The sequence below is a fragment of the Streptomyces sp. NPDC038213 genome (assembly GCF_055600495.1).
Window position 1 is genome coordinate 413,313 of the sequence record NZ_JBVJYM010000004.1, and the last position, 26,526, is coordinate 439,838.

The following is a 26,526-nucleotide window of genomic DNA, read 5'->3' on the forward strand; positions in this document are numbered from 1 at the left end:
CTCCTTCTTCCTCCTTGGCCTGGGGGGGGGCTGCCCCCTGTCCGTTTTGGGGTCGGCCCCTTTTTTTCCCCCCCCCCCCTTCCCGGCACGCTGGCCTGCGCCCGGCCCCGCACCCGGCGGCCCGGCCAGCACCGCACCGCACGCACCGCACCACCGCGCACGACCAGACCCCACACTCGGTCGACGAAAGGTCAAGGTGCCCCGCACATGAGAGAGTCACGCACCCCGCGTCGGCGGCTCACCGCCCTGCTGCTCCCGGCGGCCCTGCTCGCCGCAGCGCTCCAGACCGGAGCGGCCACCGCCGCAGCACCGGCCCCCGCGGCCGCCCCAGCCGCCCCCGCCGCCGCGAAGCTGTACCCGGCGGCGCCCGGCGAGCGCGCCGTGCCGGACGGCTGGATCGTCCTGCTGAAGGAGCCGGCCGGGCGCTCCGCCGCCCGCCCCGCCGCCGCGGCCGTGGCGCACGAACTGCTGGACCGGGCGGGCGGGGCCCGCCTCGGGCACGCCTACCGCGCCGCCCTCTACGGGTTCTCGGCCCGGATGAGCCCCGCCCAGGCGGCCCGGCTCGCGGCCGACCCGCGGGTGGCGGAGGTCCGGCAGGACACCGTGGTCCGGCTCGGCGCGGCCGCCGCACCCGGCACCCAGACCGGCGCCCCCTGGGGGCTGGACCGGATCGACCAGCGCAGGCTGCCGCTGTCCACCACGTACTCCTACCTGTCCACCGCCCCGGACGTGCGGGTGTACGTCATCGACACCGGACTGCGCACCACCCACGCCGAGTTCACCGGCCGCGCCTCCGTCGGCATCGACACGGTCGGCGACGGACAGAACGGCAACGACTGCCACGGCCACGGCACGCACGTCGGCGGGATCGCCGCCGGCAAGACGTACGGCGTGGCGAAGGAGGCCCGCCTCGTGGCCGTACGGGTGCTCAACTGCCAGGGCTCCGCGAGCACCTCCGGGGTCGTCGCTGGGGTCGACTGGGTGACGGCCAACGCCGTCCGCCCGGCCGTCGCCAACATGAGCCTCGGCGGCTCCCTCAGCAGCGCCCTCGACACCGCGGTGCGCAACTCCATACGCGCGGGCATCACGTACACGGTCTCCGCGGGCAGCGGCGGCAGTGCCACCGGGGCCTGCTCCACCTCGCCCGCCCGGGTGCCCGAGACCATCAGCGTCGCGTCCAGCGACCGCACCGACCGGCGGGCCCCCTCCTCGAACTACGGCCAGTGCGTGACCCTGTTCGCGCCCGGGGTGGGCATCCCCTCGGCCTGGGCCGCCGGGGACACCGCGACCGCCACCCTCAGCGGCACCTCGATGGCCACCGCGCACGCCGCGGGCGCCGCCGCCCTGCACCTGTCCCGCTTCCCCGGCTCCACCCCCGCCCAGGTCAAGGGGGCGCTGGTGACGCACGCGACCACCGGGGTGCTGAACCCGGTCCCGACCGTGCCCGACCGGCTGCTCTACACCCTGTACCTGCCCTGAGGAACGCCCGCGGCGGGGCGCCCCGGGAGGGGGCGGCCCGCCGCGGGCCCCTGCGGGAGCGGCCCGCCGTCAGCGGCGGACCTTCCACTTCAGCGCGGACCGCAGCTCCGCTGCGATCCGCGGATCGCGGACGGCCGGGGTGGCGTCGGTGACGGTCACCGACAGCTTGTGCGTGCGCCGGTCGGCCAGCAGCCCGCCGAGGGAGTCCACCGGGACCTTCGTACGGCCGCGGAAGGCCCGCAGCTCCTTGCCGTCGAGGTACCAGCGGATCGCGAACTGCCGGCCGTCTGCCCCGGTGAGCCGCGGCACCGCGATCTTCGCCGACTGGCCGGAGCGCAGGGTCCGCCCGGCGGGGGTGCGGGCCGTGACCGGTTCCGCGTGCCGGTGGAACCCGGCGATCATCGCCTCCACGCCCGGCAGGTTGAAGGGCTTGCCGAGGACCCGCATGAGGGAGTTGTCGGTGGGCCGGTAGAGCCCCCTGACGTAGTAGCCGCCGCCCTCGAAGGCGCCGACCGTGCCGCCGTCGGGGGAGGGCTCGCCCAGCCAGCGGTGCCATTTGGCCTTGCGCGCGGCCAGGTCGGCGGCCGTGAGGGTGGAGATGTTGGCGTCGGCGGGCTCGGCGCCCGTGTACTGCTCGTAGCCCGGGTAGCCGGGGTAGAAGTACTCGTCGGCGAGCTTGCCGAGGGAGTGCCCGGTCTCGTGGATCGCGACCTCTCCGGACTTCTCGTTGCCCGAGGAGGCGGTGGAGATGCCCTCGTAGCCGAGGGTGGCGCTGGGCTCGTTGTACCCGGCTCCGCCGTACTTGGTGCTGTTCGACAGGACCACCACGAGGTCCGCCTCGGGTGCCTTCGCCACGTACCGGTCCACCTTCTCCTGGTCGATGCACAGGAGCCGCTCGATGCCCTCGCACCAGAAGTACGAGCCGAGCGCGGTGTCGCGGACCGTGCCCGCGCCGGGGTCGCCGGAGACCCCGGACTGGTTCGAGACCGCGTCGACCGTCCAGACGTTGAAGAGGTTCCGGTACGTCGTGTAGGGCTCCACGGCGGTCAGTTCGGCCCACTTGCGGCGGGCGTCGGCGTGGAAGCGGTCCAGCTCCCCGGCGGTGTAGCCGTCCCCGACCACCACGATGTCGAGCCGGTCGGCGGTGGTGCCGTCGCCGAAGAGGCGGCCCACCTCCCCGTCCGCGGCGGCGCCCGCGGCCGACAGCCGGGACACGGGCCGGGCCTTGCCCCGCGGGGGGACGCGCAGGTGCCCGGAGCCCGCTGCGGAACCGGCCTCCGGCCCGGGTATCTCGACCTCCACCCCGGCCCCGGCGGCGGGAGTACCGGCCCCGGGCGCGTGCGGACCGGCGGCCGCGGTACCCGGACCGGCGGCCAGGAGGACGGCGGCCGCGGTGGCGGCACCGGCCGCCGCCACGGCTCTGCGCAGTGCTGGACGCATGAAGACCTCTCCCCGACAAGTGAGTTAAGCGAATAAGTAAGTACGATGAACGAGTTGCTTAACCTAGGGGTGCGCACGGGGCGTGCGCAACGCCCCGGGGCCCCTGAATACTGGGGGCGGGGACGAACCGCGGAGGGGTGTCATGGACGAACCGGCAGATATCGGGCGACGCGTGCAACGGCTGCGCACCGGGCTGGGCATGACACAGCGTCAGCTCGCCGGACCCGCCTACACGCCCGCCTACGTCTCCACCCTGGAGTCGGGCCGGGTCCGCCCCTCCGAGACCGCCCTGCGCTACCTCGCCGAGCGCCTCGGGAGCACCTTCGAGGAACTGGCCACCGGCCGACCCGCCCGCCTGGCCACCGAGCTGCGCCTCGCGCTGACCGACGCCCAGCGCCGGCTGGCCACCGGCGCCGCCGACGAGGCCGCCGTCGACTACCGCCGCATCCTCACCGACGCCGAGCACCACGCCCTGGCCCCGGAGCGGGCCGAGGCCCTGCTCGGACTCGGCGACTGCGCCCTGGAAGCCGGGGAACTCGACGCCGCCCGCCGCCACTTCGAGGCGGCGGAGGAGCTCCTGGCCGACGAGCCCGCCCCCCGGCGGGCCCGCGCCGTCCGCGGCCGGGCCGTCGCCCACCTCCTCGCGGGCGAACTCCGCTACGCCTGCTACCTGCTGGAGTCCGCGATCGACGAGCTCGGCAGCGGCGGACTGGCCGACCCCGACGCCCTGGTCCTGCTGCACGCCGCGGTCATCGGCCCGTACATGGACATGGGCGCGCACGCCCGCGCGGCCCGCTCCGCCGAACTGGCCCTCTCCCTCGCCCCGCAGGTGGCCGACCCCGCCCTCGTCGCGGGAATGCACCGGCAGGTCGCCCGCACCCTGCTCGCCGGGGGCCGCACCGCCGACGCCGACGCCTCACTCGCCCAGGCCCAGCGGATCTACCGGCAGCTCAGCATGCACACCGACCTGGCCCACTGCCACTGGATGCGCGGCTACGTCCACGCGCAGAACGGCGAACTGGCCTCCGCCGAGGCTGAGTTGCGCACCGCCCGCACGATGCTGACCGCCAAGCGGGCGGCCCTGTTCACGGCCCAGGTGGAGGTGGAGCTCGCCGACGTACTGCGCCGCCTGGGCCGCCACGCGGAGGCCGTGGACCTGCTGTCTGCCCTCCTCGAACTCGACGACCGCCACGGCGCCGTCCACGCCGCCGGGGCCCACCGCCTCCTCGGTCTCATCGCCGAGGACCGCGGGGACCCCGACGCCGCCGAGGAGCACTACGTGCGCGCCCTGTCCCTGCTCGAACGCAGCGGGGCGGGCGGCGACCTGGCCGACCTCTGCCGGCTGCTCGGCGACCTGCTGCGCCGCGCCGGCCGGACCGAGGCGGCGCTCGACGTCTACCGCACGGGCCTGGGCCACCGGGCGGCCCCGGGCACCACCACCCTCGGCCCCGCCCCCGCCGCCCCGCCCCTGCCCGGTCCCTGATGCAAAGTCAGTTGCCGCGCGCCCAGCGGAACTCGACCTCGGGGTGGCGCGGCGAGGGGCTGTCGAGCAGCGGCGCGGGCCGGCCGCGCAGGTGCCGGTCGAAGAAGGCCCGGGCGTACGTGCGCACCAGGTGGGTGGAGCGCTCGGGCGCCAGCGTGCCCAGCAGCTCCGTGTAGAGCTCGGCCGGCCAGGCCTGCGCCAGCCCGCCGGGCCGTGCGAAGTGCGGCAGGTCCGTGAAGGTGAGGTGGCCCGCGCCGGTGATCCGCAGCTGCCGGGCCCAGCCCCGCTGGTGCTCCCGCCAGCGCCGCCAGGTGTCGTGGTCCTCGAGCGCCGTGAGCAGCAGGTACGGCCGGTCGAGCCCGACATCGGGCACGGGGGAGCCGAAGAGGCCCCCGTCCAGGCCCAGTCCGGCGCGGAAGCGCCCGTCCACCCGCAGTGCCTCCGCCGCCGCGGCCCCGCCCATCGAGTGCCCGAGCACCCCGATCCGCCCCGGGTCGGCCCGCGGCCCGGTCCGCCGGGCGGTCAGCGCCCCGGCGAGGAAGCGCAGATCGCCCACCCGGGCGGCGATCTCCAGGCGCTCCTGGGCCTCCCAGTCGGCGGGTTCGTCCGGGAGCGCGCTGTGCACCTCGCGGCCGCCGGGGAACTCCACCACCGCCGCGTCGTAGGTGTGGTCGACCCCCGCGACCAGGTAGCCGTGCGCGGCCAGGTCCTCGGCGAGGGCCGTGGTGTGGCTGCGGCCGCCCTTGCGACCGTGGCCGAGCAGGAGCAGCGGCAGCGGGCCGGGCACCGGGGGAGCCCCGGTCCGGGCGTACGGGCGCACGGCGGCCAGGGTGCCGGGGTGCAGCGGCAGCCCGGACTCCAGGGCCCGCGCCGCGGCGGGCGGGGAGTACGGGGCCCGGGGGCGCCGGGCCCCGGTGAGGGCGGGGTACCACAGCTGCACCATCAGCTCGCGGGGGCGCCGGTCCGGGGCCAGCGGATCGGTCCGGGCCCGGTCCACCAGGTGCAGGGTGGTGGTGCCGACCGGGCGGCGGGCGGCCGGGGCGGGCAGGTCGACCGGGGGCCGGGCGGGGTCCGCGGTGCGCGCCGCGGCGCGGGCGGGGGCGGCCTGGAGGGTGAGCGCCGTGGCGCCGGCACCCGCCAGGGTCAGGATCGTTCGACGCGTGATCATCATGCACTCCGGGGCGGCGGCCAACGTGACGGCGGCTCACCCTAGTTGGTCTGGACCAATCTGCCTAGGGGTGGTGCACCCGCCCCGGCCCGCCCGGTGCACACCGCTGCCCGGTGCCCGCCCTCCCGTCCGCAGCCGCACGGCCCGGCCTCCCCGGGAACGGGCCCGCGGTGGGTGATCCTTCCTCCGGATACAACGGACGTACCGGACGCCCGCGGCGGGCGGTGGACACGGGCCGCAGCGGCCCGGGAGGGGTGGCGCGGTGAGCACACCGCTGTGGAGCACACTGGGGCCCGCCCAGCGCCGCCGGGCCGTGGCCCGCGCCGCCGTCCGCTGCACCCTGACCTCGGTGGCCGTGGTCTGGCTGTACTACGCCGCCCCGCTGGACGGCGCCCCCGGGGACGCGGGCGCCGTGCTCCGGCTCGTCATCGGGATCCTCGGCTTCGTCCTCATGCTGGCCTGGCAGCTGAACGCCATCGTGCGGGCCCGGATGCCCGGGCTGCGGGCCGCAGAGGCCCTGGCCCTGGCACTGCCCCTGTTGGTCACCGTGTTCGCCGGCACCTACGCCTCGCTGTCCGCGGACGACCCCGCGAGCTTCACCGAGCCGCTGGGACCCACCGACGCCCTCTACTTCTCCGTGGTCACCCTCGGCACCGTCGGCTACGGCGACATCGCGCCGGTCGCGGAGCTCGCCCGGGTCCTGGTGAGCTTCCAGATCCTGGCCGACCTCGTCTTCGTGTCCGTGGTGCTGAAGGCCGTCGTCGCCGCGGCGCGCCGCGGCGTGGCCGCCGCCGGCGGGGGCGGCGCCTCCCCCGGCCCGGGCGGCGGCGCATCCCCCGGCCCGGACGGGGGCGGGGCGGGCCCGGCCCCCCGGCCCTGACGACCCGAGCCGCCCCCGCCCGCCCGGCTCAGGGGGTCGCGTCCGTCCCCGGCCTGAGCGTGCCGTCGCCCGGGGCCGCGTACAGCCGGAGCTGCCGGCTGGCCCAGTAGCCCATCAGGTCCGTGGTGCCGTCGCCGGTGAAGTCCCCGGGGACCACCGTCCGCATGGTCCGCCAGGTCGCATCGGGCCACATCCGCCGCGAGGCGCCGAGCCCGCCCTGCGCGGTACCCGGGTACAGGCGCAGCCGGCCGTCGCCCCAGACCGCGGCGACGTCCGTGTGCCCCGAGCCGGTGAACCGCCCGGTCGCGAGGTGCCGCACCCCCGCCCAGCTGCCGTCGCGCCACAGCCGGACGGAGGTCCCCGTCAGCGCGCCGCCGGCCCGGGTGTCGTAGCGGCGCAGGCTGCCGTCGTGCCAGACCGCCACCAGCCCGTCCCGCCCGCCGTCCGCGCCCCGCCAGGCCGCGACCTTGCGGACGCTGCGCCAGGTCCGGTCCGGCCACAGGGACTTGACCCGGCGGAGCATCCCGGTGGCGCCGCCCTCGTACAGGTGCAGGGAGCCGTCCGCCCACACGGCCGCCAGCTGCGGGGTGCCGGTCCCGGTGAAGTCGCCGCCCACGACGTGGCGGACGTTCTTCCAGGTGGTGTCCGGCCACAGCTTGCGGCCGTACGCGAGCCCGCCGTCGACGGCGGTCAGGTACGCGTGCAGCGAGCCGTCGCGGTGGACCGCGGCGATGTCGTCGGTCCCGTCCCCGTTGAAGTCGGCCGAGGCCATCGTGCCCGGCACCCGGCCGCCGAAGCTGTCGTCGACCTCCGGCGCGCCCACGTGCAGGTAGTTCCGGTCGATCGTGATGCGCACCCCGCCGTAGGTCTCGGCGACGTTGCCCTTGTACTGGTGGGCGCGGCGCGCACCGGGCCACTGGCCGCCGCCCGCCGGCAGGCCCATCGACAGGTCGCCCACGTCGGAGGAGCCGTTCCAGTTCGCCGTCCACAGCACGTCGGGCATGGCGTACGTGCCGCGCGCGTAGCGGACGCTGAGCGCCTGCACCCCGGAGGACTTGGCCACGTACGCGCCCGAGCGGTAGCCCTGCGCCCGCACCCCGCGGGTCCAGGCGTCGAGGTACGCGAGCACCGGGCCGTCCCACTTGGCGCGGTCCGAGTAGTTCTCCACGTCGTTGTAGAGGACGGTCCCCTCGCCCAGGCCGAGGGCCCGGGCCGCCGAGACGGCCCCGGCGGCGGCCGTGCGCCCCTGCGCGGCGGCGCCCGAGGCGCTGGTGGACAGCGGGTTGCCCCCGGTCCAGGGCTGCGGGCCGACCCAGATCGGCATCAGGTGCCAGCCCGCCGCGGACTGGGTGCGCACCCAGTCCGGGGTGAGCCGGGGCTGCGCGCAGGCCCTCGCCGGGCCGCCGATGTAGATGCCGATCCCGGCGTACGGGGAGGAGGACCGCCAGGCGTTCATCTGGCCCGTCGAGGGCGCGGTGCAGGCGTCGAAGGCCTTGCCGCGGAAGGCGGACGGGACCACGGGGGCGAGCGGGGCGGCCGGGCGGGTGGCCCGCCGGGTGCCCGCAGCCTCGCCGGGGAACTGCGCGAGGAGGGCCCGGACCATGCCCACCGGGCCCTCGGGGGAGGCCGCGTAGCCGACGGTGGCCACCAGCCCCCGCCCCTCCAGCACGAAGCGGAGCTCGCGGCTGGGGGAGGCGGGCAGCAGCGCGGGGAGGCCCGCCCCGGGGGCCACGGTGACCGTGGGGATGTCCGCCCGCTCCGGGGCCCCTTCGTCGGGTTCCAGGTGCAGGACGTCCGCGCGGTCGCGCGCGACGGCCCCGGCCGCGCAGTCCGACTGGTCGCCGGCGTGCCCGAGGTAGAGGGCCGGCGCGTCGAGGCGGACGCACGCGTGCGGGGACTCCTCCAGGCGTACCACCTGCCAGTCCCGCGGTACGGACACCGTCACGTCCCGGTACTCCACCTGCCGGGTCCCCGGCGGGTCGTCGGCCAGGGCCACGCCCGCGGCCGCCGGGGCCGCGAGGACGCCCGCGCCGATGGCGGCGGACAGTCTGCGGATCCGGCTCCCGGGCTTCTTGGGGAAGGCCATCGTTCTCCCATGGTCGTCGCAGCGGCGGACCGTGCGCCGGTCCGTACGTTCGACCATGGCAGTTCGTGATCATCATTCCGGGTTACCGGACGGAGTGGCTCCCACCCTCCGGATGCAGTTAATCCGTTTGGCTTACCGGAGCGGGCCGGCGCCCCCTCAGACCACGTGCACCTCCGGCACGTACAGGATCCAGCGGCCGCCGCGCTCCCGGAACTCCCGCTCCTTGGCCATGATCTCCTCCGCGTGGTTCCAGGCGAACAGCACCGCGTAGTCCGGGTACGGGTCCGCGAAGGCCTCGGGCGGCCGCACCGGGATGTGCGTGCCGGGGGTGAGCAGCCCCTGCTTCCCGGGCGTCGCGTCGCACACGTACGCCACCAGGTCCGGTCCGATCCCGCAGTAGTTCGTCACCGTCGCGCTCTTGGCCGTGGCCCCGTACGCCGCCACCGTCCGGCCCTGCGCCCGCAGCCCGCGCAGCAGCCCGAGCAGGTCGGCGCGGGTGCGCTCGGCCGCGGCGGCGAACCGCAGCAGCGGCTCCGGGGTGCACAGCCCCGACTCCCGCTCCCGGCGCAGGAGTGCGGCGAGCGCGGGGCTCGGGCGGCGGACCCCGGGGCGGGCGACCGTGTACCGCACCGCCCCGCCGTGCACCGGCAGCGGGAGCACGTCGACCAGTTCGAGCCCGGCGCCGGCCGCCATGGCCCGTACCGAGTGGGCCGAGAACAGGTAGAAGTGCTCGTCGTAGACCTGGTCGAAGTACGTGTGCGCCAGGATGTCGCCGAGGTACCGGTCCTCGAAGACGAACACCCCGGTCGGGGAGAGCAGGGCATCCACCCCGGCGAGCACCGAGCGGATCGGGGCGATGTGGCTGAAGGCGTTCGCCGAGAAGACCAGGTCCGCCGGGCCGTCCGCGGCGCGGATCGCGGCGGCCGAGCGCTCCTCGAAGTAGTCCACCCGCACCCGCACCCCCGCCGCGGCGGCGAGCTCCGCCGCCCCGCGCGCCGGGTCCACCCCCAGGTGCCGCACCCCAGCCTCCTTGACCGTGCGCAGCAGCACCCCGTCGTTGCTGCCGATCTCCACCACGAACGGATCGGGCACCCCGGCCAGCTCGGTGGACAGGAACCCCCGTGCCGTCTCCTCGAAATGACGCCTCATCAGAGCCGAACCCGAGGCCCGGTACGGGTAGTCCGCGTGGAACATCCGCTCCCGCGGGACCTCCTCGGTCTGCTGCACCATCGCGCAGTCCCCGCAGATCCCCACGGCCAGCCGGAAGAAGTGCTCCGCCGCCCCCGAGCCCGGTCTGACGTACGCCTGGGAGACGGGCTGGCGCCCGAAGTCGACGCACTCCTGCACCGCGCCCGCGCAGATCCGGCAGCGCGGGGCGGGCCGGTGCCCGGGTGCGGGGCCGGCGGCGGACGGGGACGCGCCGGGAGCCGGGGTCCGTACGCGGTGTTCCGTGGTCTGGGTCACGTCAGTCGCCTCTTTCGCGTGGTTCGCGCTCGTGGTCGGTGCCCGTGGTCCGCGCCCCGGGGCGCGGCGGGGCCGGGGCGGGGGCCGGCAGGGGCAGCAGCCCCGCGGCGAGGGCTTCGGCGAGGGAGGGGGCGGCCCGGTCCCGGTCCGAGAGGACGGGCTCGATCCCGCCCGGCAGCGGCAGCGCCAGCTGCGGGTCCAGCGGGGACACGGCCCCCTCGCTCCCGGCCCGGTAGGGGGCCGAGAGCAGGTACGTGACGGTGCTGTCGTCCTCCAGGGCGAGGAACGCGTGCCCGAGCCCCGGCGGCAGGTGGACGGACCGCAGCCCGCGCGCGTCGAGCAGGACGGAGTCCACCCGGCCGAAGGAGGCCGAACCCGCCCGCAGGTCCACGATGAAGTCGAGCACCGCACCCCGCACGCACTGCACGTACTTGGCGCACCCCCGCGGCCCGGTCGTGAAGTGCACCCCGCGCAGCGCCCCCCGCCGGGAGGTGCTGACCACCGTCTGCGCCACCTCGAACCGCGGTGCGCCGTGCCCGGCCCCGAACTCCCCGGGGCCGAGGGGCGCCGAGGTGGTGCCCCGCCCGTCCCGGAAGATCCGCGGGGTGAACTCCAGCGCCCCCGGCACGGACAGCTCCCGCACCGCCCCGGCGGGCCGCTGCCGGGCCGCCGGGCTCACGTCCGGACCCCGACGAACAGCCCCGGGCCGTCGGGACGCCCGTCCACCAGGCCGAGTCCGGGGACGAACCGGGCCGGGCAGCCGGCCCGCGCGAAGGCCTCCTCGTACCGCTCCCGCGGGAACAGCCGGACCATGAGCACGTCGGAGAACTCCCGGAAGCCCGTGCGGTCCGCCACCGTGAACCGCACCTCGTGCCGGGTGCTGTCGCCCTCCCGGGTGGCGCGCGTCAGCCGGGAGACCACCCGGCCCTCCTCGCGGGCGACGTGCCCGCCGACGTGCCCGTCGATGAAGTCCTCCGGGAACCACCAGGGTTCGACGACCAGCACCCCGCCCGGCACCAGGTGCGCCGCCATCCGCCCGACGGCCGCGTCGAGCTGCTCCGGACCGCCCACGCAGGCCACCGAGTTGCCCAGGCAGGTCACGGCGTCGAAGCGGCGCCCCAGGTCGAAGTCCCGCATGTCCCCGCCGTGCACCGGCACCCCCGGCAGCCGCCCGGCGGCCACCGCCCGCATGGCCTCGGAGTACTCGAGCCCCTCGGTGTGCGCGAACAGCCCGCCGAAGGCCTCCAGATGGGCCCCGGTCCCGCAGGCCACGTCGAGGAGGGAGTCTGCGGCGGGGCGGCGGGTGCGGATCAGGCGGGCCAGGTCGGCCGCCTCGGCGGCGAAGTCCTTGCCGCGGCTGCGGAAGACGAGGTCGTAGATCTCGGCGTGGTCGGGGCCGTAGGGCATGGGAGGGCCAGCTCTCTGGGTAGGGCGGTGCGCGGATGCGGATGCGGACGCGGCGGCGGTACGGGGACGGGGGCGGGGACCGGGTCAGGCGGCGGCCGGGGCCGCGGCGCCGTGCAGGCGCAGGGCCTCCGTCAGCGCGGCGGCGACCCGGTGCACGTCCTCGTCCGACAGGGACTGGTGCAGCGGCAGGCACAGGGTCGCGGCGGCCGCCCGCTCGGCCCCGGGCAGCCGCAGCCCCGCGGCCCCGTAGGCCGCTACCCGGTGCAGCAGCGGGTAGCGGAAGGTGGTGTAGATGCCCTGCCCGTACAGGTACCGGGCGACGGAGTCGCGGACCGCGGGGTCCATCTGCACCCAGTACAGGTAGTACGAGGAGGCGTGCCCGGCCGGCAGCGGGGGCGGCAGGAGCAGCCCCGGCACGTCCGCGAGCAGCGCGTCGTACGCCGCGGCCACCTCGCGGCGCCGGGCGACGAACCCCGGCAGCCGGTCGAGCTGCACGGTCCCGATCGCGGCCAGCACGTCGTTGGTGACCGAGCGCCGGGAGAAGGACGAGACCTCGAACTCCCACCAGCGGGTGTCGCGGCGCAGCGCCTCCTCGTACCCGCTGGTCTGTTCCAGCCCGAAGTAGGCCCGCTTGCGGGCCCGTTCGGCGATTTCGGGATCGGCGGCGTAGAGCATCCCGCCGTCCACGGACACGGCGATCTTGCCGTGGTCGAAGCTCCACACGCCGAGGTCCCCGAAGGTGCCGCAGGCCCGGTCGCCGACCCGGGAGGCCTGGGCGTTCGCGGCGTCCTCCACCAGGGCGATCCCGCGCTCGCGGCACAGCTCGGCGATGGCCTCCACGTGCCCCGGTGCGCCGCCGTAGTGCAGGACGACCACGGCCCGGGTGGCGGGGGTGAGACGGGCGCGGACCTGGTCCGCGGTCGGGTTGAGGGTGCGCGGGTCCACATCGCAGAAGACCGGCCGGGCCCCGTGCGCGGCGACCGCGTTGCCGACCCCGACGAAGCTGACGGTCGGCACCACCACCTCGCAGCCGGGGCCGATCCCGAGCACGTCCATCGCCAGGAACGTGGCCTCCGTGCAGGAGTTGGTGGACACGACCTGCCCGCCGGGCACCCCCAGGTGCGCCGCGAAGGCCCGCTCGAACTCCGCCGTCCGGGAGCCGCGGCCGACCCAGTTGCCGGCGAACACCTTGCGGACCTCCTCCAGCTCCCGTTCCCCCAGGGAGGGCTGGAACACATTGATCATCACGGGCCTCCCGGCGGGCCGAACCAAGTGGATGTCATACGAAACGAGTTGCTCCTGCTCTTCCACCCTGGGTGGGCCGGCGGACGGAGCGCATCTCTTTCCGTGCGGTGCCGGGACCGGGGTGAATACCGAACGACCGCTTCCCATTCGGAGCAATCTGGAAGATGACTTGGTCTTGACCAGGAATTGACGATGGATCAAATGCAAAAGGAGGGCAGTTGCCCTTGATCCGCAATAAGGGGGAGTTCATGCGCGTCATGCTGACCGCATTTCCGCACGTGTGCCATCTGTATCCGGTGATTCCGTATGCCCAGGCCCTCCAGTTCGCGGGCCACGAGGTCGTCGTCGCCGCACCGCCCGGGGGGACGGACGCCATCACGGCCGCCGGGCTCACCGCCGTCACCCTCGGCGAGTTCGTCCCGCCGTCCCTGCAGAACTGGGCCCGGCACGGCCTGCTGCCGGACCAGGCGGAGCGGGAGCGCCTCGCCGGGGTCCTCGGCATCGGGCCCGCGGACGCCGACCACTGGGACGTCTTCTACCAGTTCTTCCTGTTCGGCTGCCGGTTCTTCCTGCCGCGCGAGCCCCGCCAGGACATCGAGGCCCTCGTGGACTTCGCCCGCGCCTGGCAGCCCGACCTGGTGCTGTGGGACTCCTGGTTCCCGGTGGGCGGGATCGTGGCCCGCGCCGCCGGGGCCGCCCACGCCCGCATCCTGATCGGCCCCGACTACGGCGCCTGGTCCCTGGACCGGTACGCCGCGGCGGGCCCCGAGGCCGGGGAGAACCCCCTGGTCACCGCCCTCCGGCCGGTCGCCGAGCAGTACGGGCTGCCCGTGGACGAGGACCTGCTCCTCGGACAGCGGACGCTCGACCCGCTGCCGCCCGAGATGCGGCTGTCCACCTCGGTGGACGCGATACCGGTGCGCTGGGTCCCGTACAACGGGGGCGCGGAGAAGCCCGACTGGCTGTACGAGGCGCCCAAGCGGCCGCGGGTCGCCCTGACCCTCGGCGTCTCCAACCGCGGCTACTACAAGGGCGACGAGCGGCTCCCCAAGCTGCTGGAGGCGGTCGCCGGCCTGGACATAGAGGTCGTCGCCACCCTCGACGCCAACCAGCTCGAAGGGGCGCCGCCGCTGCCGGACAACGTCCGCACCATCGACTACCTGCCCCTGAACCAGCTCCTGCCCACCTGCGACGCGGTCATCCACCACGGGTCGAGCGGCACCTTCTGGGCCGCGCACAGCGCGAACGTCCCGCAGTTGGTGCTGGACACCGACGAGCCGCAGCGGATGGCCTTCAGCGGCGAGGGGGAGTCGCTGACCTCCAAGATCACCGGCCGCCACCTGGACTCGTGGATGTCCTCGCAGTTCATCGTGGAGCGCGGCGCGGGCGCCCGGATCAACCACCAGACGCAGTCCGCCGAGGAGATCCGCGCGCAGCTGCAGAAGGTGCTGTCCGACCCGGAGACCGCACGGGGCGCGCAGGCCCTGCACGACGAGTGGAAGGCGAAGCCGACCCCCGTCGAGATCGTGCCCGAACTGGAGAAGCTGGCCGCCGGGCACACCCGCCAGGCCGAGGCCGCCTGACGGCCCGCCGGGCCGCCCGTACGGTCCCGCCCCGCTCCCGGGCCCACCCGGCCCCGCTGCCCCGCCGACCCCCGGCGGGGCAGCGGCGTGTCCGGGCCCGGACGGACCCGACCTGTGCCCCCCCGGCTGTGCCGCTGGGAGGCCGACACCGCCCGGCTCCCGGGCGGTGTCGGCCTCCCGGGCCACGCCCCCGCCGTCCGGCCCTGACGCGGCCCGTGGCCCGGCGCCTGCGGCCGCCTGCGGGCCGCCCGCCCCGGTACCGGCCGGGGCTCGCGCCCGGGGCGGGGAGGCCCGTACGCGGCCCCGCAGCCGCTTCCTCCGGGCCCGCCCGACGGCTGGGCCCGCGCCCCGGCCGGAGTCCGTACCCCGGGTACCCGCCCGGCCCGTTTGCCCGCCGGGTGGCGGAGACGGCGGAAACGGCGGAGGGCGCCGGTGCCGGGGCCCTTGCGGGTCCCGGGACCGGCGCCCTCGTATGGGGTGCGCCGTGGGTGCGGGCGGGTCAGTCCGCCGTGGTGACCGGCGTACGGGCCGGCTCCCCGGCCGGTACGTGCACCCCGGCCGCGGCGTCCGCACCGGATGCGCCGGATGCGTCGAGTCCGCCGTCCTCCGCTGCGAACCCGCCGTCCCCGCCGGCCTCCGCGTCCCCGGCCGCCGGCACGTGCCGGAGGGTGACCGCCGACATCAGCGCCAGCAGCAGCGCCAGCGCCGTGCTGACCGCGGCCGTGGTGTTGAGGCTGGCGGTGAAGGCCTCCCGGGCCCCCTCCAGCAGGCTCGCGCCCATCGTGCCGCCGAGCTCGGAAGCGGCCGCGACCGCACCGGAGATGCTCTCGCGGGCGGTGTCCGCCAGCCCCGCCGGAACCTCCGAGGTCACCGCGTCGGCGATCTCGGTGCGGTAGACCGCGGTGCCGATGATGCCCATGGTGGCCACGCCCATCGCGATGCCGAACTCGCCGCCCGTCTCGGAGAGCGAGGCCGCGGAACCGGCCTTCTCCGGCGGGGCCGAGCCCAGCGCCAGCCCGGTGCCGAGCGATCCCATCGGGCCGATGCCCGCGGCGGCCACGACCATGCCCGCCACCAGCAGCGGGAGCCCGCCCTTCGCGTCGACCTGCGTCATCAGGAAGTACCCGATGCCCACGACCACCAGGCCCGCCGCCATCGCGTAGCCCGGCCGCATCTTCTTGGTCAGGGCCGGGGCGAACATCACGCTCGCGATGGTGACCAGGGCCGACGGGATCAGCCACAGGGCCGACTCCAGCGGGCTCAGGCCCTCCACGGTCTGGAGGTAGAGGTTGACGAACAGGTGCGTACCGGCCATCAGGCCGCCCAGCATCGTGATGGACAGCGCCGCCCGGAAGGTCTTGTTCGCGAACAGCCGCAGGTCCAGCAGCGGGTTCGCCAGGCTGCGCTGACGCCGTACGAAGACGAAGCCGATGGCCAGGCCGGCCGCCACCGTCAGCAGCGGCACCGCGCCCGCCCCGTGCTTGGCGATCTCCTTGAGCCCGTAGATGAAGGGCAGGATCGCGCCGAGCGACAGCAGCACGCTGGCCGGGTCCAGCCGGCCCGCTTCCGGGTCCTTGTACTCGGGCAGCAGCGACGGGGCCGTCACCAGCAGCAGCAGCATCACCGGCACGCCGAGCAGGAAGACCGCGCCCCACCAGAAGAACTCCAGCAGTACGCCGCCGATGACCGGGCCCAGCGCCATGCCGCCCATGAAGCAGCTCATCCAGACCGAGAAGGCCACGGCCTGCTGCTTGGGGTCGAGGAACATCGTGCTGATCAGGGCCAGGGTGGACGGCATCAGGGTGGCGCCGGCCACGCCCATCAGCGCCCGGCTGACGATCAGCATCTCGGCGCTGCCCGAGTACGCCGCGATCAGCGAGGCCAGGGCGAAGGCAGTCGCCCCGATGAGCAGCAGCTTCTTGCGGCCGATGCGGTCGCCGAGCGTCCCCATCGTGACCAGGAAGCCCGCGATCAGGAAGCCGTAGATATCGGTGATCCACAGCTGCTGGACCGCGGAGGCCCCCAGGTCCACGCTCAGCTGCGGCAGCGCCAGGTAGAGCACGCTCAGGTCGAGTGACAACAGGAGTGTCGGCAGGCCCAGCACGGCGAGACCGATCCACTCCTTCCTCCCGGCTCGTACGCCGGAGCCCGTGTGGGCAGCCGTCTCCATAACGGTCCTCTCATGTCCATGTGCGTCGGTATGTCGATGTGTCGGCATATCGCGTATGTCGGGTATCTCGGGTGTGCGGATCGGTCGGTTCGGTGTCGCCGCAAAGGGGCGGATACGCCGAGGGGGATGGGCGCGGCCGTGGCGGCCCTGCCCATCCCCCGTGCGCCGGATCCGGGAAATCAGCCGGTCGGAGCCGTGTCGGGCCCCGGCGGGAGGAGGATCAGGAAGAAGCGGCGTAGGCGCCCAGGGAGTCGATCATGCTCTCCCAGCCGGCCTTCGCCTCTTCCAGCTGCGAGGCGTCGAGGTGCCCGGACTGGACGAAGGTCAGCTCCGTCTTGCCGTCCAGGTCCTTCAGGGTCACCGTCACGGCTTCGCCCTCGGCCTCGCCGCGCTCCGCGCGCTCGCCCGCGTCCTTGGGGTCGATCAGCGTGAACGCCAGGTACTCGGGCTCGCGGATCTCCTGGTAGACGCCGTGGAAGGGGATCTCCATCCCGCCGTCGTCGATGATCATCGTGGCGGTCCACTGGCCGCCGTCCCGGGCGTCGATCGTCACCGTGTCCAGGGGAGTGGTGCACCCCTCGCCGCCCCACCAGCGGCTGAAGCGCTCCCGCTCGACCCAGGCCCGGAACACCTTGTCACGGGGTGCGTCGAGCACCTTGGTGAAAGCGATCTCGTGGAAGTCGGGGTTTGCTGCTTCCGTCAACGTCCTGTCCCTTCTGAGTGCTGTACATGCAGTGCCGTCCTGTCACAAGGTCGCCACATCAGGAAGACTCGCACGCCCCGACATCCGGTGTCTTCTTCCAGATTGCTCTCCACGGATCCGGCCCGCAGTCCGCTTTCGGCTTGAAATCGATCGGGCACGCGTGTTCTACGTACCAGCATGAATGCGAAAGGTGTCGGTGGAATTGAAGATGTCCGAGAAGCATCGGGGAGGAGCCCCATCGCACGATGGGAGATGCGGCCGCCCGAACCCCTGCACAGGATGAAATAACCGGCGCCCGGCGGCAGCCCGGCGGGCGCCCGACCGGGGGAGGACCAACCGATGAAAGCCCTAGTCCTGGCCGGGGGGACGGCTGCGCGCCTGCGCCCCTTCAGCTCTTACATGCCGAAGCAGCTAATTCCGATTGCCAATCGGCCCGTCCTCGAATACGTTCTCGAAGATCTGCGCGGCGTGGGTGTGACAGATATCGCAATAGTCGTCGGCGACTGGGCCGGGATGATTTCCGGCGCGCTCGGCGACGGCAGCCGCTTCGGAGTCCGGATCACTTATATCCGACAGGCGCGCCCGCTCGGTCTCGCGCACTGCGTGAAAATCGCCAGACCATTTCTCGGAGACGACGACTTCATTCTGTACCTGGGGGACAACATTCTGTCCGAGGGTATCGGCCGCAATGCCGCGGAATTCATCGCGGATACCGCCGCGGCGCGGCTCGTGGTGCACGAGGTACCCGATCCCCGGGCCTTCGGCGTACCCGAACTCGACGCCCGCGGGCGGGTGCTGGATCTCCAGGAGAAGCCGCAGCGGCCGCGCAGCAACCTCGCCGTGGTCGGCGTCTACTTCTTCACCTCCGCCATCCACCGGGCCGTGGCCGCCATCACCCCCAGCGCCCGGGGGGAGTTGGAGATCACGGACGCCGTCCGCTGGCTCATCCGCAGCGGGGCCGAGGTCACGGCGGGTGCGTACGAGGGCTACTGGCGCGACGCGGGCCGCATCGAGGACGTGCTCGACTGCAACCGGCGGCTGCTGGCGGACCTCGCGCCCGCCGTCCGCGGAGAGGTGGAGGCGAGCGTGCTCACCGGACCCGTGACCGTCGCCCCCGGCGCCCGCGTGGTGCGCTCCCGGATCACGGGCCCCGCGGTCATCGGCGAGGACGCGGTGGTAGAGGACTGCACCGTGGGGCCGGGCACCTCGGTCGGCCCCGGCAGCGTCCTGCGCGGCGGCGCCCTCACCGACACCATCGTCGTCGCCGGCACCCGCCTCGAAGCACCCTTCACCCTGCGCGGCACCCTCGTCGGCGGCGCCGCCCGCCGGAAGGAGGGCGCGACCCGCTGACCGCCATGGACCGGGCGGGGACCGCGGCGCGCGGCTGCGGACCCGGCCGCGCCGGACTGGGCCGGATGCGCCGGGGCGCGCGGGCGGGGCGGTGACAATCCCTGCCGTCCACGGGCCCGTCGGTAGCATCCTGCTGTCCGCCCGCCACCGCCGGCGGCGCACCGCACGGGAGGTCCGCTGTCCGTGAAGAGCAACCGGCCCGGGTCCGGAAGACGCCGGTCCGCCCGCGCCGCGTCCGCCGCGCTCGCCCTCTGCGCCCTCGCCGCCGTCCCCGCCGCGGCCCTCGCGGGGGACCGTCACGACGGCTCCCCCTCGTTCCCGCCGTACTGCCCGCCCGGCGCCCACGCACCGCACCGCACCGCGCCCGGCGGGCCCGCGGCCTCACCCGACGTGGTGCGCGACTGGACGGCCACCGCCTCCGCCGTCGTCAACGACGCCCGGCGGCCCGCCCCCGAGCCCTTCGTCTGGAAGGCCTTCGCCGCCACCGCCGTGTACAACGCCGTCACCGGCATCCAGGGCCGCTACGCCCCCTACCGCTGGCAGGCCCGCGGCCCCCGGACCGCCTCCCCGGAGGCCGCCGCCGCGGCCGCCGCCCACCGGGTCCTGCTCACCTACTTCCCGGCCTCGAAGAAGCGGCTCGACTCCGCGTACGCCGCCTCCCTCGCCAAGATCCCCGACGGCCGGGCCGAGGACGAGGGGGCCGCCTTCGGACGGCTCGCCGCCGACCGGGTCATCGCCCTGCGCCGCGACGACGGCCGGTTCGCCCCGGTCCGGTTCGCGAAGGCGCCCGCCCCCGGCATCTGGCGCCCCACGCCGCCCGCGTACCGCCCCTTCTCCGACGCGTGGCTCGGCCGGCTGCGCCCCCTGCTCCTCGACTCGCCCGAGCAGTTCCGCCCCGGCCCGCCGCCGGGCCCCGGCACCCGCCGCCACGACGCCGACATGGCCGAGGTCCGCGCCACGGGCGGGCTCACCGGCTCCCGCCGCACCCCCGAACAGACCGACACCGCCCGCTTCTTCGCCGGGAACCTCGGCTACGACGAGGCCCTCGGGGACCTCGCGCGGCGGCGGGGCATGGACCTCGCGGACACCGCCCGGCTGCTGGCCGCCGGCAGCGCCGCCATGATGGACGCGGTCGTCACCGCCTGGGACTCCAAACTCCACTACGGCAGTTGGCGGCCCGTCACCGCGATCCGCCTGGCGGGCGGCGCGGACGCCGCCTGGGAGCCGTTCATCGAGACCCCCGCCCACCCGGACTACCTCAGCGGGCACGCGACCGTCGGCGGCGCGCTCACCGGAGCCGTGACGGCGGTGCTGCGCACCCCGAGGATCGAGCTCACGCTCACCTCCAAGACCACCGGCACCACCCGGCACTACACGTACGCGCACGAGTACAACCGCGACGTGGTCGACGGCCGGGTCTGGGAGGGCGTCCACACCCGGCACGCCGACTCCATCGGCAACAGGACCGGCACCCGGCTCGCCGTCTGGGGGGTGAACCGCCACTTCCGCCCGCTGTGCGGGCGCTGAGCCGGGGCTGCCCGGGCAGCCCCGGCCGCCCGGATCAGGCCCGGTGCGGCGCGGGCCCGCCCAGCGCCGCCACCGCCGCGAGCAGCCGGTCCCAGAACAGCTCCCGTTCCAGGACCATCCCGACGCGGGCGTCGACCGGGCGGCCCAGGTAGCCGTGCGGATCGACGACGGTGGCCCCGCGGGTGTGCGTACCGTGCAGTTCCACGGCCACGTTCGCGTCCACGCAGTGCACGATCCCGGGATCGATGACCCGTGCCACCGCCACCGGACCGTGCAGCGGCGGGTGCTCGCAACCCCACAGCCTGCGGTAGGTGCCGGCGCCGAAACCCATCAACTCGGCGCAGGTCAGCCCCAGTCCGGTCCCCAGCCCCTCGAACCGGGCCAGCACGTCCGGGGTCACCAGCGCCTGGTGCGTGACGTTCAGCCCGCACATGGTCAGCGGCACCCCGCTGCGGAAGACGATGTCCGCCGCCTCGGGATCGGCGTGGATGTTGAACTCGGCGGCCGGGGTGCGGTGGGCACCAGGGTCACCGGCTCCGGGTGCGCGGTGAGGATCCGGTGGATCAGGTCCACCGCGTGCTCGGGTACGACGTCCAGCACCGGATCCGGGAACCGCGGACCGTCCAGCCCGGACACCCCGTGCACGTCCACCGCCCCTGATCCCGCGGCGGACGGGGCGGCGGGACGGACGGCGGCCGGCGGGTGGGTCGGCACCCGGAACGCGCCTTGACGCGGGCCGGGTTGCCGCCCTGGGCCCGTAGAGATCTTCGCGGCCGCCCGGAACCCAAGTCAATCCTCGGATCCCCTACCAGGCCCCCACGTCACAGCTTGGGGCAGGTGCTCGGTAGCGTCCGGCCCGTGACCCTCGATGATCTGCGCGTCTTCGTCGCCGTCTGCCGCACCGGCAGCCTCAGTTCCGCGGCCCGCGCGCTCTCCTGCACCCAGTCCGCCGTCAGCCAGCACGTCAGACGGCTCGAACGGGAGACGGGGGCCGTCCTGCTGGAGCGACACCCGCGGGGGACCGTACCCACCTCCGCCGGCCGCATCCTGTGGTCCGCGGCGGCCGAGGGCCTCGGCGGGATCGACCGGGCCGTACGGCGCCTCGCGGAATCCGGCGGGGAGGCCGGCGGATCCGTACGCGTCACCACCGGCGCCACCACCGTCCGGCACTTCATGTCCGCGGCCGTGGTGGACTTCCGCCGCAGCCACCCTCTGGTGACCCTGGAGTTCCAGACGGAGAACTCGAGCAGCAGCTGCTTCGAGGCCCTCGCCGGGCACGACCTCGACCTCGCGTGGATCACCATCGGGCCCCCGGTGCGGGGGATCGAGCAGCGGCCGGTCATCGAACTGCCGTGGGTACTGGCCGTCCACGCCGGCGACCCGCTCGCGGCCCGCGAAAGCATCGGGGTCGCCGAACTGGCCGGCATCCGGCACATCCGGCTGCCCGGGAACTCCACCTCGCGGGCCCGGCTCGACGCGGCCCTCACCGCGGCCGGGGTACGCGCCACCTCCGACACCAGCGTCGCCGACTGGGACACGGCCATCCTGCTCGCCGAACTCGGCCTCGGCCACGCCGTGGTCCCCGCGCTGCCCGGCTGGCGCGGGCCCGGGCACCCCGACCTGAGACTCGTACCGCTGCCCGAGCTGCCCGCGCTCTCCGCGGGCTGGGCGGTCCGCCGCTGGGACGCGCTCTCACCGGCGGCCCGCGCCTTCGCGGACACCGTGGTGCGCCACTGCGGCCGCTGATCCCCCCGGACCGGAGCGGGCGCGGCCCGCCGCATCGGCATCCGTGCGGCACATACGCCGTTCCGGCCCGGGGAGACGCGAGGCCACTGTAGAACGGCGGCCGCGCGGACCCCGGCACATCCGGCACCGGTCCGATGATCGTGTTGAGCGGCGCCGGTACGCGATGATGGAACCCGTACGCTGGACAAACCGGCCGGACCGGCCGAACGAGCCGACCCCGTCGTACCGAGGAGCAGACAGCACATGGCGAGTGGGTTCCACCAGCCCCTGGAGGACGCGGAGTTCGCCTTCGTCCTGTCGATGGTGACCGGGCCGGTCCTCGCCTACTTCTCCGGTACGTGGCCCAAGGCGGCCGCGGCCTGCAAGGAGATGGACGTGCTCGCCGGCGAGGCCGCCCGGCAGCACGGGCCGCACCTGACCGTGGTCAAGACGGACATCACCCGCTGCCCGGAGACCACCCGCCGCTACGGAGTGACGGGCGCGCCGTCCTTCGTACTGATCCTGGCCGGGGAGGCGGTGGCCACGGCAGACGGCCCCCTGACCCGCGAAGCCCTCGCGGACTTCCTCTCCCCCCACCTCTGAGCCCGGCGCGGGGAACCCCCTCCCCCGACGGTGCGTCACACCCCCTGCAGGGCAAGCGAACCGAAGCCCGAGGGGGAACCGTGGAAACGAACGAACCCGTACGCGAACCCGTACCCGGAGACGGGGCGGACCCGTCCGCCGACAACGTCCAGCACGCGGACACCGATCCGGCGGCCTCCGCCGAGGGGGTCTGGATCGGCCCGAGCGCCGTACCGGCCGACGCGCCCGAGGCACCGGCCCCGGACTGGATGGGCCCCGGAGCCGCCCCCGCCGAAGGGACCGCCGAGGCGGTCTGGATCGGCCCCGGGGCGGTGGCCGAGGCCGACGGTTCCGGCACCGCGGCGGCCTGGAACGGGCCGGGCGCGGTGGCGGCCGACGCCGAAGCGCATCCCGACTGGATCGGCCCCAGCACGGACCCGGACGCGTCGGAGTAGCATCCGCCCCGCCGCTGCCCCGGCCCCGCCCCCGGGGCAGCACCCCCCCACCGCCCGCTCCGCGCCCGGTGCGCTCAATCGCCGCGCGGGCTGAAAGGACCTTCGTACGGCCTTGAGGGCCTGGGGGCGCGCGGTGTGGTGGTCCCGTGTGGGGTCGGGGTCGGCAAAATCCAGCCTCGCCGGCGTTTGAGGCGCGGGGTCCGGGGCGGAGCCCCGGGGTGGGTGCCGGCGGGTCCGGGGCGGAGGCCCGGGAGTGGGGAGGGGCGGGGTAGGGGAGGAGCCCGCGCCGCACGGAACGGCGTGTGCTGCAAAGGGGTCCGAATGGGCCCCCAGTCAGCCGTCCCCCGGAGCGCCTGGCCGCCCCGCACCCGCGAGCCCCCTTCAATGGGCGCCCTCCCCACACGACGGACGGAAATCCGATGACATCACAGCCCCCCGCCGCCGCCACCCCGGGCTGCGACCCCGCCGCCCCGCCCCGCCTCGTCCGCCGGACGCTCCTCACCGGCATCCTCGCCCTCGGCGCCTCCGCAGCCGTACCGTTCACCGGCACCGCCCTCGGCGCCCCCGCGCGCGCCGCCTACGCCGGCCCCGAGATCGCCGGCTGCGATACGTGGGGGGCGCGCGCCCCCTCCGAGGGGGTCGCGCTGCTCTCCACGCCCCCGCAGCGCATCATCGTCCACCACACCGCGACCGCGAACGTCACCGACTACTCCCGTGAACGCGCCTTCGCCCTCGCCCGCGCGATCCAGACGTACCACATGGACACCCAGCGCTGGATCGACACCGGCCAGCACTTCACCGTCAGCCGCGGCGCCTACGTGATGGAGGGCCGCCACAGCAGCCTCGCCGCCCTGCGCGGCGGCTACCAGCAGGTCCGCGCCGCGCACTGCGTGGGCCAGAACTCCGTGGCCATCGGCATCGAGAACGAGGGCACGTACACCAAGGCCGAGCCCCCGGCCGCCCAGTACGCCGCCCTCGTCGAGCTCTGCGCCCACATCTGCCTCCAGTACGGGCTCCCCGCCCACGAGATCTACGGCCACCGGGACTTCAACGAGACCGCCTGCCCCGGCGACCGCCTCTACGCCCTGCTCCCGAAGCTCCGCTCCGACGTCGCGGAGCGCACCGGGGACACCCGTACGGTGCCGCTGTGGCAGCCGCTGTCCGGCGGCGGGGACCTCGGTTCGGTGGCCGCCAGGTCGGAGTACCTGCCCGCGGGGGCAGCGGGATTCCTGCCGGGGGGCCCGCCGGCCTCGGTCCGCCCGCTCCGGTAGCCGCCCCGGCGACAGCCGACCCCGGACGGGACCGACCCCGGACCGGGCCGACACCGACAGCCGACGCCAGGGAGGCCACCGGCCCGTGCCGCCGCCACTGCCGCACCTCGACGACCGCACCGCCCTCGTGCTGATCGACCTCCAGCGCGGCATCCTGGCGCTGCCGACCGCCCGCCCCGCCGAGGAGGTGCTGCGCCGGGGCGTGCGGCTGGCGGAGGCGTTCCGGGCCAGGGGACTGCCCGTGGTCCTGGTCAGGGTGGACTGGTCGGTGGACGGCGGCGACCGGCCCCCGCCGACGCGGACCGGCCGGGCCCGGCGGGCACCCCGCCCGCCGGGTTCTCCGACTTCCCGGACGCGCTCACGGGCGGCGCGCGCGACATCGTCGTCACCAAACGCCACTGGGGCGCCTTCACCGGCACCGAGCTGGACCTCCAGCTGCGCCGCCGCGGGGTGACCCGGATCGTGCTGGCGGGCATCTCCACCAGCATCGGGGTGGAGTCCACGGCCCGCTCGGCCTGGGAGCACGGCTACGCGCTCGTCTTCGCCGAGGACGCCACCGCCGACACCGACGCGGACTCCCACGCGCACACCTTCGGCAAGATCTTCCCGCGCCTCGGCCGGGTCGCCAGCACCGATGAGGTGGTCGAGGCCCTGGAGCGGGGCTGATCCGCCGGAGGCACTAGCCTGGCGCGATGGACACCGGGCACGCGGGGGACGCGGGGGACGACAAGCGCAGGGACGCCGCGGAGGCCGTCGCCTTCGCCGACGGGCCGGCCTTCGAGGGCTGGCTCGAGGAGCACCACACCCGTGCCGAAGGCGTCTGGGTGAAGGTGGCCAAGAAGGGGTCCGGCATCCCGTCGGTCACCTCCGACGAGCTCGTGGACATCGGGCTCTGCTACGGCTGGATCTCCGGCCGGCGGCGGTCCCTGGACGCCTCGTACTACCTCCAGAAGTACCTCCCCCGCCGCCCCCGCAGCCTGTGGTCCCGGGTCAACGTGGACAAGGTCGCCGAGCTGACCGCGGCGGGCCGGATGCGCGAGCCGGGCCTCGCCGAGGTGCGGCGCGCCCAGGAGGACGGGCGCTGGGAGGCGGCGTACGCGTCCCAGAAGACCGCCGGGGTGCCGGACGACCTCGCCGCCGCGCTCGCCGCCGACCCCGCGGCCCGCCGGGCCTTCGAGGCCCTCGACAGGACCGCCCGCTACCAGCTCGTGCTGCCCCTCCTCCAAGCCCGCACCCCCCGGACCCGCGCCTCCCGCCTCGAACGCGCCCTGCGCTCCCTGTCCGACGGGGCTGCCTAGACACCGGCCCCCTTCGCCCCGCCGGTACCCCCCGTGCCCCCGGCCGCGAGGCGGCGGCGCAGCAGGGCCCGGGCGTACAGGAGGTGTGCGACGGCCTCCGCGGTGAGGAGGGCCACGACCGCCCAGGGGGCGAGGTGGTCCGCGGCCCAGACCACGAGCAGCGGGATCCCGATGCCGGGCACCGCCCACCGGGCCACCGCGCCCGCGGGCCGCCCGTAACGCAGCGCGATGCAGGCGTGCGCCGCGTGGTAGAGGGCCAGACCGCCGGCCAGTGCCCACACGGCGCCGGTGGGCAGGTGCGCGTGGCCCGCCTCCTCGACGGCGGTGGCCAGGCCGCCGGCCATGGCGAGGACGGCGGCGGTCACGAAGAAGTGCAGGACCCCGCCCACGTCGCGGGCGAGCAGGTACGCGTCGGTGTCCCGCGCGGAGCCGAACACGGTCTCCGCCGCGGCCGAGCCGAAGTCGAAGTACGACCACCACAGGGTGGCGAGGAGGACGAAGCCCAGCAGGGCGGTGAACCCCGCCTGCCCGGTCCAGGCGTGGTCCAGGGCCGACACCAGCGTGATCACGGACTCGCCCATCACGATGATCACGAACAGGCCGACCCGCTCGACGAGGTGCGAGCCGTCGATGCGCCCGGGGATCCCGCGCCCGCGCGAGGCGAACAGCAGCACCATCTCGGCGACGAGCAGCGCCGCCCACATCACGTACCGCCACGGCGAGGGCACGGCGGCGGACGCCGCCCACAGCACCGCCGAGACCAGGCAGTAGGCCAGCGGGCGCCACCGCGGGACCCGCGCGGGCCCGGGGAGGCGGGTGGCCGGCCACCACAGGCCGAGCAGGACCAGCCGGGTGCCCGCGTAGCCCAGCGCGTACGCGGGTCCGCGGTCGCCGTCGGCCTCGGGCACGGCGGCGGCCATCACGGCGATGCAGAGCATCGCGGACAGCATCAGCAGCCGGCGGCGCGGACCGTCGTCGGCGAAGAGGTTCGCGGAGACGGTGAGATTGGCCCACATCCACCAGGGCGGGAAGTACAGGGCCAGGAAGAGGCCGAACTCGCGCAGCCCCGGATCCCCGTGCAGCTGGTGCGACAGCTGTGCGGCCAGGGCGACGAAGACCAGGTCGAAGAAGAGCTCGAGCCAGGCCGCGTGCCGGCCCTCCGGCTGCTGCGACTGCGTGCCCGCCCCCGACTGAGGAGTGCCCATGGGTC

At 75.2% G+C, this 26,526-nt stretch carries 22 protein-coding genes and 1 pseudogene; 12 read left to right on the forward strand and 11 right to left on the reverse strand.

Annotated features, from left to right (window positions below; all coding sequences use genetic code 11):
• The first annotated feature begins 207 nt into the window (after window positions 1-207).
• Complete coding sequence (locus ACZ7JZ_RS09080; protein ID WP_470935077.1) at window positions 208-1,479, forward strand: S8 family peptidase; 1,272 nt, start codon at window positions 208-210, stop codon at window positions 1,477-1,479.
• Between the two features lie 69 nt (window positions 1,480-1,548).
• Here the strand turns inward: ACZ7JZ_RS09080 and ACZ7JZ_RS09085 are convergent, their stop codons facing one another.
• Entirely contained in the window at window positions 1,549-2,919 is a 1,371-nt protein-coding gene (locus ACZ7JZ_RS09085) for a M64 family metallopeptidase (protein WP_470935080.1), read from the reverse strand.
• A gap of 142 nt (window positions 2,920-3,061) precedes the next feature.
• Between ACZ7JZ_RS09085 and ACZ7JZ_RS09090 the strand changes: the two genes are divergently transcribed.
• Window positions 3,062-4,402, forward strand: a complete 1,341-nt coding sequence (locus ACZ7JZ_RS09090) for a helix-turn-helix domain-containing protein (RefSeq protein WP_470935083.1) — start codon at window positions 3,062-3,064, stop codon at window positions 4,400-4,402.
• 7 nt (window positions 4,403-4,409) lie between these two features.
• On the opposite strand, the gene ACZ7JZ_RS09095 is transcribed toward ACZ7JZ_RS09090, so the two are convergent.
• Complete coding sequence (locus tag ACZ7JZ_RS09095) at window positions 4,410-5,570, reverse strand: alpha/beta hydrolase (protein ID WP_470935085.1); 1,161 nt, start codon at window positions 5,568-5,570, stop codon at window positions 4,410-4,412.
• Window positions 5,571-5,832: 262 nt separating this feature from the next.
• Between ACZ7JZ_RS09095 and ACZ7JZ_RS09100 the strand changes: the two genes are divergently transcribed.
• A complete protein-coding gene (locus ACZ7JZ_RS09100; protein ID WP_470935088.1) occupies window positions 5,833-6,450 on the forward strand; it encodes an ion channel in 618 nt (205 codons plus the stop codon).
• A gap of 28 nt (window positions 6,451-6,478) precedes the next feature.
• Here ACZ7JZ_RS09100 and ACZ7JZ_RS09105 read toward each other — a convergent pair whose 3' ends face one another.
• From ACZ7JZ_RS09105 to ACZ7JZ_RS09125, 5 genes are all read right to left on the reverse strand, one after another.
• The gene (locus tag ACZ7JZ_RS09105; protein WP_470935090.1) at window positions 6,479-8,593 is read right to left on the reverse strand and encodes a glycoside hydrolase domain-containing protein; all 2,115 of its coding nucleotides are present in this window, start codon (window positions 8,591-8,593) and stop codon (window positions 6,479-6,481) included.
• Window positions 8,594-8,692: 99 nt separating this feature from the next.
• The gene (locus tag ACZ7JZ_RS09110; protein ID WP_470935265.1) at window positions 8,693-9,898 is read right to left on the reverse strand and encodes a methyltransferase domain-containing protein; all 1,206 of its coding nucleotides are present in this window, start codon (window positions 9,896-9,898) and stop codon (window positions 8,693-8,695) included.
• 103 nt (window positions 9,899-10,001) lie between these two features.
• Window positions 10,002-10,679, reverse strand: coding sequence for a dTDP-4-dehydrorhamnose 3,5-epimerase family protein (locus tag ACZ7JZ_RS09115; RefSeq protein ID WP_470935093.1), 678 nt, complete (start codon window positions 10,677-10,679; stop codon window positions 10,002-10,004).
• Window positions 10,676-11,407 carry a class I SAM-dependent methyltransferase gene (locus tag ACZ7JZ_RS09120; protein WP_470935096.1) on the reverse strand — a complete coding sequence of 244 codons (732 nt, stop codon included), beginning with the start codon at window positions 11,405-11,407 and terminating at the stop codon, window positions 10,676-10,678. Before ACZ7JZ_RS09120 ends, ACZ7JZ_RS09115 begins: the two co-directional genes overlap by 4 nt.
• Window positions 11,408-11,491: 84 nt before the next feature.
• Entirely contained in the window at window positions 11,492-12,652 is a 1,161-nt protein-coding gene (locus ACZ7JZ_RS09125; protein WP_470935099.1) for a DegT/DnrJ/EryC1/StrS aminotransferase family protein, read from the reverse strand.
• A gap of 224 nt (window positions 12,653-12,876) precedes the next feature.
• Between ACZ7JZ_RS09125 and ACZ7JZ_RS09130 the strand changes: the two genes are divergently transcribed.
• The gene (locus tag ACZ7JZ_RS09130; protein ID WP_470935102.1) at window positions 12,877-14,235 is read left to right on the forward strand and encodes a nucleotide disphospho-sugar-binding domain-containing protein; all 1,359 of its coding nucleotides are present in this window, start codon (window positions 12,877-12,879) and stop codon (window positions 14,233-14,235) included.
• Between the two features lie 499 nt (window positions 14,236-14,734).
• Here the strand turns inward: ACZ7JZ_RS09130 and ACZ7JZ_RS09135 are convergent, their stop codons facing one another.
• Both ACZ7JZ_RS09135 and ACZ7JZ_RS09140 read right to left on the reverse strand, forming a co-directional pair.
• The gene (locus ACZ7JZ_RS09135; RefSeq protein ID WP_470935105.1) at window positions 14,735-16,405 is read right to left on the reverse strand and encodes an MFS transporter; all 1,671 of its coding nucleotides are present in this window, start codon (window positions 16,403-16,405) and stop codon (window positions 14,735-14,737) included.
• Window positions 16,406-16,625: 220 nt separating this feature from the next.
• The gene (locus ACZ7JZ_RS09140; RefSeq protein WP_470935108.1) at window positions 16,626-17,108 is read right to left on the reverse strand and encodes an SRPBCC family protein; all 483 of its coding nucleotides are present in this window, start codon (window positions 17,106-17,108) and stop codon (window positions 16,626-16,628) included.
• A gap of 399 nt (window positions 17,109-17,507) precedes the next feature.
• Between ACZ7JZ_RS09140 and ACZ7JZ_RS09145 the strand changes: the two genes are divergently transcribed.
• Complete coding sequence (locus ACZ7JZ_RS09145) at window positions 17,508-18,458, forward strand: glucose-1-phosphate thymidylyltransferase (RefSeq protein WP_470935111.1); 951 nt, start codon at window positions 17,508-17,510, stop codon at window positions 18,456-18,458.
• A 183-nt stretch (window positions 18,459-18,641) separates the two neighbouring features.
• Window positions 18,642-19,985 (forward strand): vanadium-dependent haloperoxidase, encoded by a 1,344-nt coding sequence (locus tag ACZ7JZ_RS09150; protein WP_470935114.1) that lies wholly within the window; start codon window positions 18,642-18,644, stop codon window positions 19,983-19,985.
• Between the two features lie 34 nt (window positions 19,986-20,019).
• Here the strand turns inward: ACZ7JZ_RS09150 and ACZ7JZ_RS09155 are convergent, their stop codons facing one another.
• Complete coding sequence (locus ACZ7JZ_RS09155; RefSeq protein WP_470935267.1) at window positions 20,020-20,475, reverse strand: nucleoside hydrolase; 456 nt, start codon at window positions 20,473-20,475, stop codon at window positions 20,020-20,022.
• 368 nt (window positions 20,476-20,843) lie between these two features.
• On the opposite strand from ACZ7JZ_RS09155, the gene ACZ7JZ_RS09160 reads away from it, so the two are divergent.
• The 6 genes and pseudogenes from ACZ7JZ_RS09160 (at window position 20,844) to ACZ7JZ_RS09185 (ending at window position 25,316) form a co-directional block, all read left to right on the forward strand.
• Window positions 20,844-21,731, forward strand: coding sequence for a LysR family transcriptional regulator (locus ACZ7JZ_RS09160; protein ID WP_470935116.1), 888 nt, complete (start codon window positions 20,844-20,846; stop codon window positions 21,729-21,731).
• A 243-nt stretch (window positions 21,732-21,974) separates the two neighbouring features.
• A complete protein-coding gene (locus ACZ7JZ_RS09165) occupies window positions 21,975-22,313 on the forward strand; it encodes a thioredoxin family protein (protein WP_470935119.1) in 339 nt (112 codons plus the stop codon).
• Between the two features lie 80 nt (window positions 22,314-22,393).
• Complete coding sequence (locus ACZ7JZ_RS09170; protein ID WP_470935122.1) at window positions 22,394-22,747, forward strand: hypothetical protein; 354 nt, start codon at window positions 22,394-22,396, stop codon at window positions 22,745-22,747.
• A gap of 419 nt (window positions 22,748-23,166) precedes the next feature.
• Window positions 23,167-24,018, forward strand: a complete 852-nt coding sequence (locus ACZ7JZ_RS09175) for a peptidoglycan recognition protein family protein (protein ID WP_470935125.1) — start codon at window positions 23,167-23,169, stop codon at window positions 24,016-24,018.
• A gap of 97 nt (window positions 24,019-24,115) precedes the next feature.
• Window positions 24,116-24,684, forward strand: a pseudogene (locus tag ACZ7JZ_RS09180) (hydrolase).
• Between the two features lie 26 nt (window positions 24,685-24,710).
• Window positions 24,711-25,316 (forward strand): YdeI/OmpD-associated family protein, encoded by a 606-nt coding sequence (locus tag ACZ7JZ_RS09185; protein WP_470935129.1) that lies wholly within the window; start codon window positions 24,711-24,713, stop codon window positions 25,314-25,316.
• Here the strand turns inward: ACZ7JZ_RS09185 and ACZ7JZ_RS09190 are convergent.
• Window positions 25,313-26,521: a low temperature requirement protein A gene (locus ACZ7JZ_RS09190; RefSeq protein WP_470935132.1), complete on the reverse strand. Its 1,209-nt coding sequence runs from the start codon at window positions 26,519-26,521 to the stop codon at window positions 25,313-25,315. The genes ACZ7JZ_RS09185 and ACZ7JZ_RS09190 overlap by 4 nt on opposite strands.
• Between the last annotated feature and the right edge of the window lie 5 nt (window positions 26,522-26,526).

Excerpts from the sequence above, each read along its gene's own strand:
- ACZ7JZ_RS09080 (WP_470935077.1), top strand. The coding sequence starts at position 208 with ATGAGAGAGTCACGCACCCCGCGTCGGCGGCTCACCGCCCTGCTGCTC.
- ACZ7JZ_RS09085 (WP_470935080.1), bottom strand. The coding sequence starts at position 2,919 with ATGCGTCCAGCACTGCGCAGAGCCGTGGCGGCGGCCGGTGCCGCCACC.
- ACZ7JZ_RS09090 (WP_470935083.1), top strand. The coding sequence starts at position 3,062 with ATGGACGAACCGGCAGATATCGGGCGACGCGTGCAACGGCTGCGCACC.
- ACZ7JZ_RS09095 (WP_470935085.1), bottom strand. The coding sequence starts at position 5,570 with ATGATCACGCGTCGAACGATCCTGACCCTGGCGGGTGCCGGCGCCACG.
- ACZ7JZ_RS09105 (WP_470935090.1), bottom strand. The coding sequence starts at position 8,593 with ATGGTCGAACGTACGGACCGGCGCACGGTCCGCCGCTGCGACGACCAT.
- ACZ7JZ_RS09120 (WP_470935096.1), bottom strand. The coding sequence starts at position 11,407 with ATGCCCTACGGCCCCGACCACGCCGAGATCTACGACCTCGTCTTCCGC.
- ACZ7JZ_RS09125 (WP_470935099.1), bottom strand. The coding sequence starts at position 12,652 with ATGATCAATGTGTTCCAGCCCTCCCTGGGGGAACGGGAGCTGGAGGAG.
- ACZ7JZ_RS09135 (WP_470935105.1), bottom strand. The coding sequence starts at position 16,405 with ATGGAGACGGCTGCCCACACGGGCTCCGGCGTACGAGCCGGGAGGAAG.
- ACZ7JZ_RS09145 (WP_470935111.1), top strand. The coding sequence starts at position 17,508 with ATGCCGAAGCAGCTAATTCCGATTGCCAATCGGCCCGTCCTCGAATAC.
- ACZ7JZ_RS09165 (WP_470935119.1), top strand. The coding sequence starts at position 21,975 with ATGGCGAGTGGGTTCCACCAGCCCCTGGAGGACGCGGAGTTCGCCTTC.
- ACZ7JZ_RS09175 (WP_470935125.1), top strand. The coding sequence starts at position 23,167 with ATGACATCACAGCCCCCCGCCGCCGCCACCCCGGGCTGCGACCCCGCC.
- ACZ7JZ_RS09185 (WP_470935129.1), top strand. The coding sequence starts at position 24,711 with ATGGACACCGGGCACGCGGGGGACGCGGGGGACGACAAGCGCAGGGAC.
- ACZ7JZ_RS09190 (WP_470935132.1), bottom strand. The coding sequence starts at position 26,521 with ATGGGCACTCCTCAGTCGGGGGCGGGCACGCAGTCGCAGCAGCCGGAG.